At 30.1% G+C, this 13,499-nt stretch carries 15 protein-coding genes; 5 read left to right on the top strand and 10 right to left on the bottom strand.

All coding sequences use genetic code 11. The features are described 5' to 3' along the window. The first annotated feature begins 46 nt into the window (after positions 1-46). Positions 47-472, top strand: a complete 426-nt coding sequence (locus L1S33_RS09705; protein ID WP_240551985.1) for a DUF2147 domain-containing protein — start codon at positions 47-49, stop codon at positions 470-472. A 56-nt stretch (positions 473-528) separates the two neighbouring features. On the opposite strand, the gene L1S33_RS09700 is transcribed toward L1S33_RS09705, so the two are convergent. Next, positions 529-1,170: a protein-L-isoaspartate(D-aspartate) O-methyltransferase gene (locus L1S33_RS09700; RefSeq protein ID WP_240551984.1), complete on the bottom strand. Its 642-nt coding sequence runs from the start codon at positions 1,168-1,170 to the stop codon at positions 529-531. A gap of 210 nt (positions 1,171-1,380) precedes the next feature. Between L1S33_RS09700 and L1S33_RS09695 the strand changes: the two genes are divergently transcribed. From L1S33_RS09695 to L1S33_RS09685, 3 genes are all read left to right on the top strand, one after another. Then, positions 1,381-2,340, top strand: coding sequence for a Gfo/Idh/MocA family protein (locus L1S33_RS09695; RefSeq protein WP_240551983.1), 960 nt, complete (start codon positions 1,381-1,383; stop codon positions 2,338-2,340). A 264-nt stretch (positions 2,341-2,604) separates the two neighbouring features. Then, entirely contained in the window at positions 2,605-3,492 is an 888-nt protein-coding gene (locus tag L1S33_RS09690; protein ID WP_240562181.1) for a 3-hydroxyacyl-CoA dehydrogenase family protein, read from the top strand. A 28-nt stretch (positions 3,493-3,520) separates the two neighbouring features. Next, positions 3,521-4,129 (top strand): acyloxyacyl hydrolase, encoded by a 609-nt coding sequence (locus tag L1S33_RS09685; protein ID WP_240551981.1) that lies wholly within the window; start codon positions 3,521-3,523, stop codon positions 4,127-4,129. A gap of 120 nt (positions 4,130-4,249) precedes the next feature. On the opposite strand, the gene L1S33_RS09680 is transcribed toward L1S33_RS09685, so the two are convergent. The 4 genes from L1S33_RS09680 to L1S33_RS09665 are packed head-to-tail and all read right to left on the bottom strand — an operon-like array spanning position 4,250 to position 8,549. Then, entirely contained in the window at positions 4,250-5,356 is a 1,107-nt protein-coding gene (locus L1S33_RS09680) for an efflux RND transporter periplasmic adaptor subunit (RefSeq protein ID WP_240551980.1), read from the bottom strand. A gap of 34 nt (positions 5,357-5,390) precedes the next feature. Beyond that, positions 5,391-6,611 carry an ABC transporter permease gene (locus L1S33_RS09675; protein WP_240562180.1) on the bottom strand — a complete coding sequence of 407 codons (1,221 nt, stop codon included), beginning with the start codon at positions 6,609-6,611 and terminating at the stop codon, positions 5,391-5,393. 1 nt (position 6,612) lies between these two features. Further along, entirely contained in the window at positions 6,613-7,842 is a 1,230-nt protein-coding gene (locus tag L1S33_RS09670) for an ABC transporter permease (RefSeq protein WP_240562179.1), read from the bottom strand. Between the two features lie 2 nt (positions 7,843-7,844). Next, positions 7,845-8,549 (bottom strand): ABC transporter ATP-binding protein, encoded by a 705-nt coding sequence (locus L1S33_RS09665; RefSeq protein ID WP_240562178.1) that lies wholly within the window; start codon positions 8,547-8,549, stop codon positions 7,845-7,847. A 163-nt stretch (positions 8,550-8,712) separates the two neighbouring features. On the opposite strand from L1S33_RS09665, the gene L1S33_RS09660 reads away from it, so the two are divergent. Next, the gene (locus tag L1S33_RS09660; protein ID WP_240562177.1) at positions 8,713-9,129 is read left to right on the top strand and encodes a thiol-disulfide oxidoreductase DCC family protein; all 417 of its coding nucleotides are present in this window, start codon (positions 8,713-8,715) and stop codon (positions 9,127-9,129) included. A 2-nt stretch (positions 9,130-9,131) separates the two neighbouring features. Here the strand turns inward: L1S33_RS09660 and L1S33_RS09655 are convergent, their stop codons facing one another. Genes L1S33_RS09655 through gshB form a run of 5 tightly spaced genes read right to left on the bottom strand, consistent with a single transcriptional unit; the run spans position 9,132 to position 13,414 of the window. Continuing rightward, positions 9,132-10,289, bottom strand: coding sequence for a flavohemoglobin expression-modulating QEGLA motif protein (locus tag L1S33_RS09655; RefSeq protein ID WP_394801772.1), 1,158 nt, complete (start codon positions 10,287-10,289; stop codon positions 9,132-9,134). Positions 10,290-10,321: 32 nt separating this feature from the next. Continuing rightward, positions 10,322-11,152, bottom strand: a complete 831-nt coding sequence (locus tag L1S33_RS09650) for an N-formylglutamate amidohydrolase (protein WP_240562175.1) — start codon at positions 11,150-11,152, stop codon at positions 10,322-10,324. Continuing rightward, positions 11,152-11,478: a hypothetical protein gene (locus L1S33_RS09645; protein ID WP_240551974.1), complete on the bottom strand. Its 327-nt coding sequence runs from the start codon at positions 11,476-11,478 to the stop codon at positions 11,152-11,154. Before L1S33_RS09645 ends, L1S33_RS09650 begins: the two co-directional genes overlap by 1 nt. Positions 11,479-11,484: 6 nt before the next feature. Further along, positions 11,485-12,324, bottom strand: a complete 840-nt coding sequence (locus L1S33_RS09640) for a sulfurtransferase (RefSeq protein ID WP_240562174.1) — start codon at positions 12,322-12,324, stop codon at positions 11,485-11,487. Positions 12,325-12,379: 55 nt separating this feature from the next. Beyond that, on the bottom strand, positions 12,380-13,414 hold the full coding sequence (gshB, locus tag L1S33_RS09635) for a glutathione synthase (RefSeq protein WP_240562173.1): 1,035 nt from the start codon (positions 13,412-13,414) through the stop codon (positions 12,380-12,382). Positions 13,415-13,499: the final 85 nt, after the last annotated feature.

Genomic DNA, 13,499 nt, shown 5'->3' with positions numbered 1-13,499 from the left:
TTTTTGGAATGATTATTGAAATTAATCCATAAAAATAACCCTTATAATGAAAAAACACCTCTTAACACTTTTAATTTTCACAGTAACATTTTCAATAAACGCACAAACCATTTTTGGTAAATGGGAAAATAGAGACGAAGAAACCAATAAAGTAGATTCTATTATTGAAGTCTATGAAAAAGACGGAAAAGCCTATGCAAAAATTATTGAGATTACAGATATAGCTCACAAAAATGATGTTTGTATTGAATGTAAAGACAACCTTAAAAATGAACCTATTCTTGGAATGCACATTCTAAACGGATTAAAAAATAAAGGTGATGAATGGAGCGGAGGAAAAATTTTAGATCCAAAAAACGGGAAAGAATACAAATGTTATATTAAATTAGAAAACAAGAACAAACTAAAAATACGTGGTTATATTGGTTTTGCTGCTTTCGGTAGAACTGCATATTGGTTTCGTAAAAAATAGTTTTGAGTTTTTAATTATTAATTTTGAGTGAGACATTAAAAACTAAAAATTTAAGTCTAATTCTTCTTTTCCAACATTGGTACAAAAGCAAAATCTCCAAGTTCGTGTTTTTCGAATTCTTTTGGTGACTTTCTAATAAAGAGCGTCATTATTTGTGTGGTATCTCCAACAGGAATTAACAGCTTACCTCCTACTTTTAACTGACTTAACAACGGTTTTGGCACAAATGGTGCACCAGCAGTTACTATAATTTTATCAAAAGGTGCTTGTTCTGGTAAACCTTTATAACCATCTCCAAAAATTAATTTCTTTGCTCTATAACCTAATTTTGGTAAGAACAGTGATGTTTTTTTAAACAATTCGTGTTGTCTTTCTATGGAATATAATTCTGCTCCTAACTCTAACAAAACTGCCGTTTGATAACCAGAACCTGTACCTATTTCTAGGACTTTATCTTCTGGCTTTACTTCTAAAGTTTGCGATTGAAATGCAACTGTATAAGGTTGAGAGATTGTTTGATCTGCAGCAATTGGAAACGCTTTATCTTGATAAGCATGTGCTTCAAAACTAGAATCTATAAATAAGTGTCGAGGAATCTGTTTAATTGCTTTCAAAACTTTTTTATCAGTAATTCCTTTGGCTTCTAGAACAGCAGCTAACTGATTTCTAAGTCCTTGATGTTTTGCAGTATCTTTCATATTTGTGAAGCTAAAAATAGTAATTAATCTAAATAAATTACTCGATAATTGAGATTAATTAATAATATTTTTTAATCCTATTTAACTACTATTTTCTTTTTAAGACTCCACAAGTTTCTTTATGAGAAATATGCTATAAAATTGTATCTTTGTTTTCGTTGGTTTTTTTCATAAAAATCAATTAAAAACAATCAATAAAATACTTTTTATATGTTAAAAGCAGGCGTTTTAGGAGCTGGTCATTTAGGTAAAATCCACCTTCGTTTATTAAATCAATCAGAGAAATATGAGTTAGTAGGTTTTTATGATCCATTTACTGAAAATGCTGAAAAAGTTGCCAAAGAATTTGGTTATAAATTATTTTCTTCTGTAGAAGATTTAATTGATGCTGTAGATATTGTTGATATTGTAACTCCAACATTATCGCATTTTGATTGCGCAAAACAAGCCATAGAAAAAGGGAAACATATTTTTATAGAGAAACCAATTACTAATACCTTACAAGAAGCGGAAGCTATTAGAACGTTGGCAAGTCAAAAACATATTCGTGGGCAAGTTGGTCATGTAGAGCGTTTTAACCCTGCTTTTATTGCCGCTAAAGATAAGATTGAAACTCCTATGTTTATTGAATGTCATCGATTGGCAGAATTTAATCCGCGTGGAACCGATGTTCCTGTGGTGTTGGATTTAATGATACATGATATTGATATTATTTTATCGGTTGTAAAATCTAACGTGAAAAATGTACATGCAAGCGGAATTTCAGTTATTTCTGAAACTCCAGATATTGCAAATGCAAGAATTGAGTTCGAAAATGGTTGTGTTGCTAACTTAACAGCAAGCCGAATTTCTATGAAAAACATGCGTAAAACACGTTTTTTTCAGAAGGATGCTTACATTTCTGTTGATTTTCTTGAGAAAAAATCTGAAGTTGTAAAAATGAAAGATGCTCCTGAAAATCCGGGAGAATTTGCCATGATTTTACAAAATGCTGAAGGTGTTAAAAAACAAATCTATTTTGAGAATCCGGATGTAATACCAAATAATGCAATTTTAGATGAATTAGAGTCTTTTGCAGATGCTGTAAATAATGATACCGTTCCTGTGGTTTCTTTAACTCAGGGAACAGAAGCACTTAGAGTTGCACAAATGATTATTGATTGCTTTTAAGGAAGAAAGAAGTTTGAAGTTTGAAGAAGGAAGTTAGCAAGTACGTGCGTTAGGGATTGAGCGGTTTGTTTAAGCTCTTTTTTAGTTGTCAGTTCGAGTGAATTTTTGAAGTATGAAAAAAATTTATATCGAGAACAAAACTAAAAAAAGCGAGTAGCGAAAGCCTGTTAAAACGCCCAAAATAATTATTAAAAAATTGAAAAAATAAATGATTAAAGGTTGAATATTTTAATCTTTAAATTATTAAATACTTAAATAAGAAACATGAAAAATATAGCTGTTATTGGAGCTGGAACTATGGGTAATGGAATTGCGCATACATTTGCTCAATTTGATTATAATGTTCAATTAATTGATATTTCTCAAGCTAGTTTAGACCGAGGAATGGCAACAATTACCAAGAATTTGGATAGAATGGTTGCTAAAGAAAAAATTTCTGAGGATGATAAAAACAGAACTTTAGGAAATATTACAACGTACACTTCTATAAAAGAAGGTGTGCAAAATGCTAGTTTGGTAGTGGAAGCTGCTACTGAAAATGCCGAATTGAAAGCGAAAATTTTTAAAGAATTGGATGAAGTTTGTCCTGCTGATACAATTTTGGCTACAAATACTTCTTCAATTTCTATTACTCAAATTGCAGGTGTTACTAAAAGACCTGAGTTGGTTATTGGAATGCATTTTATGAATCCTGTGCCAATTATGAAACTGGTTGAGATAATTAGAGGCTACAATACTTCTGATGAAACTATGGATTTTATTGTGGATTTGACCAAGAAAATTAATAAAATTCCGGTTGAAGTAAATGATTATCCTGGTTTTGTGGCAAACCGTATTTTAATGCCAATGATTAACGAATCTATTGAAACACTTTACAACGGTGTTGCCGGTGTTGTTGAAATTGACACTGTTATGAAATTAGGAATGGCGCATCCGATGGGACCTTTACAATTAGCTGATTTTATTGGGCTTGATGTTTGTTTATCTATCTTAAATGTAATGTATGATGGATTTAAAAATCCAAAATATGCTCCATGTCCGTTATTAGTAAACATGGTAAATGCTGGTAAATTAGGTATAAAGTCTGGTGAAGGTTTTTATGATTATTCTGAAAGTAGAAAAGCTGAGAATGTTGCAAAAATGTTCTCTTAACACCTATATATTATTGATTTTTGTCTGTATGATTTCTTCTTCATACGGACAAGAATCTAACAAAAGTAAATTCTCTCCTTATAAAATTGGCTTGCTTTTTAATCATGCAAACGAAAAGAATTTTCTGTTTGATGATAAAGATTATTCTTACCAAACCAACACTTATAAAGGTCAATTATTTTACAAATTAGGTTCTTGGAAGCAACTTAATTTTGAATTGATTGCACAACCTCAAATTCAGTTTTTACGTCATAAATTATTAAACCCACCTTTTGTACAACCTAGATATGGAGATAATTATCTAGAATTACGTGAAATATATGCCGAAAGAAAAGCTATGAATTTATATAGTTTAGAATTTGGATTGGGTATAAAAAAACAACTTACTACTAAACTAGACACACAATTTACAATTGGACTTGGGTTTTCTTATATTGATACAGAAACGGAGCGTTTAGCAAAAGGTTTTACGTTTATAGAGAACTTTTCTCTAGGCTTTAATTACCAGACCTCGACTAGAACTTTTATCTATTTAGGAAGTAACTTTGGACATGTTTCTAACCTTAATTTTCAATTACCAAACGACGGTTATAACGTTTTAGGTCTTGAAATTGGATTTAGTTATTTACTTCAGTAAATATTTATAAGGTTTTATAGATTCCTGCTTTCGCAGGAATAACAGGAAACAAAAAAGAGGAAATTCAACTTAATGAATCTCCTCTTCAATCTAACAAAAATCAAAAACAATTTTTAATTACTAATTATTCTTATTCTCTTTTGTTTCTTTAGTTGCTTTGTTCCATATCTTAATGTCGTCATCTTTAGTAACGCCTTCTAAAACCTCAACATTTACACCATCTGAAGTTCCTAATTTTAATTCTTTTTTCTCAAAAGTATCTTCTCCTGTTTTAACTTCTACATAAGGCTTTTCAGTTTTCTTGTCAAACCTTAATAAAGCTTCTTTTATAGATAAAACACTGTCTTTCTTTTCTAATACAATCTCTGCATTTGCACTATAACCTGCTCTAATAAAATGCTCATCATCTAAAGTTACATCTGCTTTTATCTTAAATTGAACTGCACCTGCTTCTTCTGTTCCTTTTGGTGCAATAAAAGTTAAAATTGCAGGGAATTTTTTGTCTTCAATTGCTCCTAAAGACACTTCTAATTCGGTATCTTTTATTAGTTTACCAACTTCAGATTCATCTACTTGACCTTCAAAAATCATTTTACTCATATCTGCAATTGTTGCGATAGTTGTACCTGCATTAAATCCGTTAGTTTGCACAACTTGATATCCTTTTTTAACAGGAATTTCTACAACCATACCAGAAGTTGTTGCTCTAATATTTGTGTTTGCTCCAGAGGAACCTACAGATCCTTTTTTGATAATTTGATAATCATTATTGGCATTGCTTAAATCGTTTTTAGCTTGATTATAGCTTAATTCAGATGCTTCAAAAGCCGTACGAGAAATTACACCTTTTTCAAAAAGATTTTTATTTCTATCGTATTGTGTTTTAGCATTGTTTAATTGAATCTTTACAGAGTTAATTCGCCCTTTTGCACTTGTTAAAGACTGCTCGTTTGGTACAACTCTAACAGTTGCAATAAGGTCTCCAATTTTTACAATTGCTCCTTCTTCTACTACAACTTTATCTATAATCCCAGCAATTTGAGGCTTAATTTCTACTTCTTCTAAAGGAAGTACTTTACCTGTAGCAACAGTTTTTTTAACAATTGTAGCTTTAAATGCTTTTTCAGTTTCGTATTTAACAGGTGATGCGCTGTTCTTTTTTCCGAACCAAATTAACACTGCTATTAAAGCTAATGCTATTCCACCAAAAATGATAATTTTTTTCATTTGTATTTATTTTTGCTTGCTTATTCTTAATTTATTATTCGTCTCTTAATGCTTCAATTGGTTTTACTACTGTAGCAATATATGCAGGTATAAAACCTATTAATGTTCCTAAGGTTACTAGTAGTAAAAATGCTATTAATACTACTGGTATATTTACTGTTGGATTTACTAAAAATGTGTCTGCAGCATCTATAAGCATTAAAATTACTCCTCCAGCAATTATACCGAAAGAACCTGCTAATAATGTTAAAAACACAGACTCTAATACTATTTGTTGTTTTATTTTAGCTGGAGTTGCTCCTAACGCTCTTCGTATACCAATTTCTTTTGTACGTTCTTTTACCGTAATTAATAAAATATTACCAATTGCAAAAACCCCTGCAATTAATGTTGCAATACCTACAAACCAAGTTAAAAACTGCATACCTGTTAAAAACCCTGTTAATTTACCTATTTCTTTTCCTAGGTTAAATCCTCCAAACGCTCTATTATCTTCTGGATGTACTTTGTGTAAATTTTTTAATAATAATTTCACATCAAATTCTACTTGTTCAATGTCAAATCCAGACTTTCCAGTAACCATCATCCATGCAAACTCATCTACTTTGTTATAAATTAACTGAAATGTACTAAATGGTATATGTACTGATGTATTTCCTTCAAATTGTCCTGCTTTATACACGCCAACAACTAAAAAACTAATACTGTTTACTTTTAAATAACTTCCTACAGCTTCTTCTTCTTTATCATATAATTGTTTGTAAACCTCTTCAGTAATAACACAAACTTTTTTGTTTTCATTAATATCATTTTGGTTGATAAAACGACCATAAACCATATTTTTCTTCTGTACTTTATCTAATTTTGGATAATCTCCAAAAACTGTAAAATTTGCTGTTTTAAAACCATGTGTTACTTGTCCGCCAGTTGCGTTTCTTGGCACAACAAACTCAATACCCTTAACTTCTCTCTTTATAGCATCTACATCATTTATATTAAGTGAAATTTGTTTTCCTTCTTGAAAGCCTTTAAACGGCATTGAAGTTCTACCTCCACCAATAAATAAACTATTTGTTGCAAAATCTCCAAATAACGAATTGAAACTATTTTCAATACCTCTTGCCGCCCCCAACAAACACACTAACAATAAGATACCCCAAAAAGCACCGAAAATAGTAATAACGGTTCTAGTCATGTTCTTACGGATGCTTCCGTAAATTTCTTGCCAAGTATCTGAATCGAATAAAAACTTCATATTAATCTGCTCTTAATGCTACTATGGGTTTAATTTGTGCTGCTTTTTTTGCTGGCAAATAACCAGCAATAATACCTGCTGTAATAAGTGTTATTGTTGCAGCAACTACTGTAGAAGTTGAAACTCCTGGGTTTAAAATAAAATACTTTTCTAAACTTGGTCCTATATACTCTAAAATTCCTACACCAACTACCAAACCTAAATAACCTGCTAGTGCTGTTATTAATACCGATTCTAACATTATCATTGTAATAATAGAACCAGGGCTTGCTCCTAATGCTTTTCTAATACCTAATTCTTTGGTGCGTTCTTTTACTACATAAACCATAATATTACTGATCCCAACAATACCTGCTATTAAAGTTCCAAAACCAATTACTAATATTAATATGTTTAATCCAAGCATCATTGTAGACACTTGTCTATTGTCTTCTGCGTAATTATTTACTCTAATTGCTCGTTGATCATTTGGAGAAACATCATGTCTTTTTTGCAAAGCTCTTTTCATTTTATTTCCAAAAGCAATTGCAGCATCAATGCTTAATTTTGGATTGTAAGTCATCCCAAAATCTCCAATATTGTCGTTTCCTCCGTAAATTTGTTGCATTGTGGTGTATGGCATATAAATGTAACGCTCATCACTATCTCCTCCTGGATCTGTAAACACACCAATTACCTTATAAATTATACCGCCAAGGTTAATGTTTTTTCCATAGGCGCTTAAACCATTAAATAAATCTTTTTCAACCATTTGACCAATTACAACAACTTTTAATTTGCTCTTTAAGTCTAATAAGTTTAAATACCTACCATCTGCCATAGAAATAGATTCTAAGACATCGTAACCTGGATAAACACCTCTTATGGTATAAGTATCGTTTTTGGTTTTATAAGTTACATTTGCACTTCTTTGAATTCTAGGACTAATAAATTGAATTTCATTATCAAATTCTTTCTTTAAAAACTCGTAATCGTCATTTTTAAACTGAATTCTTCTTCCACTTTGTAAACCTTTATAAGGCTTAGTTGTTCTACCTGCCCAAATATAAACGGAGTTAGTTGCATCTCCTGCAAATTCTTTCTTAAAGGTATTTTGTAAACCGTTTCCTATTCCAAAAAGCAGTGTGAATAACAGAATTGCAAAAGCTACAGTAAAACCAGATAAAATTGACCTTAATCTGTTTTTATTGATACTTTGAAATATTTCTCTCCAACGGTCTAAATCAAACATAATTAAAGGGCTTTTGCTTTTGCTTTTCCTATAGATGTTAATTCATCACTAATAATTACACCATCTTTTAAGCGTACAACTCTTTTGGTTTGCTCTGCAACTTCCTCTTCATGCGTAATAACAAAAACTGTCATTCCTTCATCATTTATATCTTTAAGAAGTCCCATTACAGAATCTGTAGTGGTAGAATCTAATGCTCCAGTTGGCTCATCTGCTAATACAACTTTAGGTTTTGTTGCTAAAGCTCTTGCAATTGCAACACGTTGTTTTTGACCACCAGAAAGTTCATTTGGTAAATGATGTGCCCAAGGTCCTAATTCTACTTTTTCTAAATATTCTTGCGCAATTTTTAAACGTTCTTTTCTTGCAATTCCTTTATAAGACAATGGTAAAGCAACATTTTCTAAAGCTGTTTTGTAAGAAATCAAATTAAAAGATTGAAATACAAAACCTAAAAATTTATTACGTAAAATTGCTGCTTTTTTTTCATTTAAATTCTGAATTAACTGTCCATTTAAGTAATAATCTCCTTCATCATGAGAATCTAATAAACCAACAATATTTAACAATGTAGATTTACCAGAACCAGAAGACCCCATAATTGAAACAAATTCTCCTTCTTTTATATGTAAATCAATACCTTTTAAAACGTGAAGTGAATCTTTACCTATTGGATAAGATTTGTGTAGTTTTTCTATTCGAATCATTGGTTAGTTAATTTTATACAATAGTACTATTTGTTATAAATTATGCTTATTAATCTTTTGTTAAAAGCTGTTAATTTTACGAGTACTTACCATAAGACGCCGAGAATAATTTTTTGTTACAAAATATCTTATATTTTTGCAATAATTATTTAAGTAACTGATAATGATGAATATTCCAAAAGGAAAAAAGTTAATTTTATTTGACGGTGTTTGCAACTTGTGTAATAACGCAGTGTTAAAAATAATTAAGTTTGACAAGCATCATATTTTTGTTTTTGCTTCATTACAATCTAACATTGGACAAGAAATTACCAACCATTTAAAGATTGATGTAACTAAAATTGATTCTATTATCTTGGTTGAAGAAAACTATTCCTACACCATTAAATCTTCTGCTGCTTTAAAAATAGCTGCTAATTTTGGTGGTTTTTGGAAAATGACACAACTATTTTGGGTATTTCCTTCAGTAATTAGAAATCTTGTGTATGATTTTATTGCTAAAAACCGTTATAAATGGTTCGGTAAAAAAGAAAGCTGTATGATTCCTACTAAAGAATTAAAATCTAAATTTATTGAATAAGTTTATTTTAAAGAGTTTAAAATAAAGTCTATTGTTTTATTTTTGTTATTATTTTTTAAATAAGCATCAGTATAATGCTTTATTGGCGTTGCATATTTATTTTCAAGTAAATAAGTAATATCATCTACAAACTCCAAAGAAACTTTACCTGTTAATAGTAATTTTAAATCTTTGCCTTCATTATAATAATCGTATACTTTTTTTAAACCCGTTAAGTATAAGTAATCTTTAGTAAAACCTCCTCCGCGATGTGCTCTTGTTGTTATATAAAAAGCTTGTTCTCTTTCTAAATCATACGTGTTATGTAGTAATCTAAATGTTTTAGAAAATGAATATCCTTTAGCTAAACTATCTACTGCTAAAACTCTGTAAGCCAATTCTTTTAACCTTCTAACAGTTAAGTTTCCGGACATATATTCACTAAAAACTGCTAAACCTTCTTGTGTTTCTACATTATCTGGAAATCCATGAGAAAATATTTTTAATGGATGTAATAAACCATTCATTGTAGTAACCATGTGTACGCCAATTTCATGATTTGTTAAAATACCCATTTCATTTTCTGAAAACGTATGGTTTTCATTTAAAACTAACGTTTGAATATTATTTAAAACCATAGCAATTGCTCCCATAGTTTTAGAATATTTTATATCGAATGTAAAATCGTATTGTTTGGCGTAATTTCTAAATAAATCTTCGGCTTCTTTTGGTGAGTATTTTGGTTGAAAAATCTCTGACTCTTCATCTTCAGCATTAAAATGAAGAATAAATTTTGCGTTTTCTACATCTTGTTCTGTAGGCGTTCCGAATGAATGTAAACTATTGTAATAAAACCTCTTACCTTCTCCAACAGTTTCAATACATTGTATTAAACCTGAATAAAAATAGATGATTTCTTCATACAAATTACGTAATCTTTCGTCTTCTATTTCTTCTAGCGGTTGGGTAAAAAACTCTCTATGTAATTTAAACTTATCAAAATCTCTTTTAGGATATACAAAATTAGGATCTGTAAAGTAATTTGAATCAAAAAACAGTTGCTTTTGTTCTTCTATATTTGTTGGATTTACGTAGCTTAATAGTTCAATTTTTTTAACCAAACTATCTACATAATTATCTATTTTAAAAAGTGATGCTGTTTTTAAAGAAGTGTCATTCATCATAAATCAATTGCAAAAATTACGGCACAAAGTTACGCTTTATGCTTTTTATAAAAGTTTTCTGCGTGTTTTTTTAATTCAATTCTTAAATATTTTTCTACGGCTTGCACAACTTCAGGAAACATTGTTTGTGTTAACTCATCACAATACACTTTTGCTATTTCTGTTGCTAAGACTAAAGTATTGTCAAAATTTTGAGTGATAAACTTTAAAAAATATCCATTTCCTTGAAATGTATCATTAATTTTTGAAGTTGATTTTATTAAGTTTGGTAATGGCATTTTTTCTAAAACTTTACGCCAAGATTCTACTTCTTCACCAAAACGGTTATTATCGATATTTGAGGTTCCTAAATTCCAAGTTGGCACTTCTCTATCCCAACGTTTCCAGTTATAACTGTGCATATCATACACAATACAAACTCCAAATTTTTCTTCTAACTTCTCAACTAAAGCTTTAACTACTTTATAAAAATTAGCATGCTTAACTAAGCTTTTCTCTTTTTGACTTTTCGGTAATTCTTTATGCCATAATTGTTTTCCCCAAGCATCTGTGTAAATTGCAGTTTCTGGTGGGCGATTTAAATCGTACTCAAACCGAGAATCCAAACCTGCTATAATTATTGGATGCGTTTTAACCATTTCTTTGGTTTCCGGGTCTTCTTCAAACCAACGTTCATACGCTGTATGCTTACAATTATCCCACAATTCTTTTCTAAATTGATTTCCATCATGTACAGCTCCACAAGCATACGGAACATATTCTTCAATCTTTATTGTAAATGAATAATCTGATGAAACGGCTTCAAAAATTTCTTCATTTTTAATTTTATGAATAATTTCTTCAACAGATAACTTTTCCATTACTTTAATATTTTCTTTAAAAACATAAATGCATTCTTTTCTAAAATATCTACAGAACCGTCAGCAAAACAGACTTCTTTAATCTCTTTAATTAACTTTGATTTATCTTCATCTGAATATTTATTATCTAACAAATATTGCTTAATTTTTTCCATACTTTGATAATCGTTATCATGTACAATTTCTGTATGAATTGCATTAAACGATTTTTCATCTACTTTAGATAAAATATAATTGCTTTCATCTTCCGTCTCTATGTAATTACTTTGTGCAACATATAATAAAACATATGCTGTAAATTCTTCTTTTGTCCAATTTTGTGTCATAATTTATTATTTAATAATTGGTAATTCTGTTCTACTTCCCCACTCTGTCCAAGAACCATCATATACTGCGTAATTTTTAATGTTAGCAATTTCTGCTCCTAAAGCTAAAACACAAGCTGTAATTCCACTTCCGCAAGAAAAAATTAAGGAGCTACTTGTTGGGTTTATTTCTTCGAAAATTCTTTTTAATTCTTCTGTTGATTTTAACCTTCCGTTAGAAAGTATTTCTCCATAAGGTAAACTAACCGAATTTGGCATATGACCTCCTCTAATTTCTTTTCTTGGTTCTGGTTCAGTTCCATAAAACCTTCCTTTAGAACGAGCATCAGCAATTAAAATAGTATTGTTTTTGGTTGCTGATAAAACTTGTTCAGTTACTTTTATTTTTTCTGATTGATAATCAGCTATAAAATTTCCTTTTGTAAACTGGTTTTTCTTTGGTTTTTCTGTATTGAAATTAGCTTTTTCCCAAGCAGGAAAACCTCCATCTAAAACCGCTATATTATCAAAACCCATTAATTTAAACATCCACCAAGCTCTGGGCGAAGCGTACACTCCTAAATCATCATAAGCAACTATACATGTGTTTTTGTTAATTCCTAGGTTTTGTGCTTCTTCCTCAAAATTTTTAGCAGATAAAATAGTATTTGGATACTGCGATTCTTTATCAGAAAATGTATTTTTTATATCAAAAAAACGAGTATTTGGAATAACCTTTTTATTGATTTTTACTTCATTTTTAGTTCCTACTTTAGGAATTGTAGCATCTAAAATAATAAGATTTTCTGCATCAATATTTTGATGTAGCCAATCTACTGAAACTATAGGTTTATCAACTTTTATCAACTTCTATTTTTACAAATATTATTTTTTATTGCTAACTTAAAAACTGCCAACTGTTTTATGCTTCGTCTACTTGTCTTTTTAAATCCGATTTTCTAATAAACGCAGCATTTCTTTCAAGGTATTTACTTTCCATAAAATCAACTACTTTTTCTTGAACTTTGGTTTTATAAACTCTATTCATGTAAGTAATTCCTCCTGGACTCATTACATTAACCTCCACAAGCTTACCTCCAATTACGTCTATACCAACAAAATACAATCCGTCTTTCACTAATTTGGGTCCAATTTTTTTACACAATAGTTTTTCTTGTGCAGTAAGTTTATGTTTTTCAATTGTACCTCCAGCAGAAACATTAGATCGATGATCTTTATCTCCAGGAACACGTTTCATAGCTCCAATTGGCAAACCATTTAACAATAAAATTCTAACATCTCCTTTATCTGCACCTTCAATATATTCTTGAAGAATAACATAATCGGAATTTCCATCACCTTTATTTATATAAAAATCTAAAAGAGAATTAATGTTTCCCATTGCAGATTTTTCTATTAAAATAACTCCAGAACCACCAAAACCATTTAAGGGTTTTAATATCATTTTATCTGAATTAGATTCTTCAATCATTTTAACTAAATAATCTTTATTTTTTGAAACGTGTGTTACAGGAATTATTTCATTATTTGGATCTTCAAAAACAGCTGTATATAATTTATTGTTTGCTACACGCATTCCTTGAACGGAATTTATTATAAAAACATCATCTTTTACCGAGTCTAAAAAGTTTAACATTATTGGATCTAAAGGCGGTTCTGCCCTCATAAAAATAATGTCAAAACCTGCTAAAGGCAGCATTTCCTCTCTAAGTTCTGTTTTTTTATGAAACGTCTTTAAATTTGCAGGAACTTTTTCTGCACGCTTTAAAATTGTACAAAAAGCACTAGTAACGCTATTTCTAATAGTTAAATTAGATGGCGAGCAAATTGCAACACCATGACCTCTTTTTACACATTCGTGAATGAGAGTTAAAGAAGTGTCGTTCTCTGGGGCTTTTATACTTTCCCATGGATACATTAAAAAACAAACGTTCATATTGTTAGTTGTTAGTTGTTAGTTGTTAGTTGTTAGTTGTTAGTTGTTAGTTGTTAGTTGTTAGTTGTTAGTTGTTAGTTGTTAG

It is taken from the genome of Tenacibaculum aquimarinum, from assembly GCF_022478115.1.
GTDB lineage: Bacteria > Bacteroidota > Bacteroidia > Flavobacteriales > Flavobacteriaceae > Polaribacter > Polaribacter aquimarinum_A.
The sequence above is the reverse complement of the archived record's forward strand: the minus strand, read 5'-3'. Positions and strand labels throughout refer to the sequence as shown.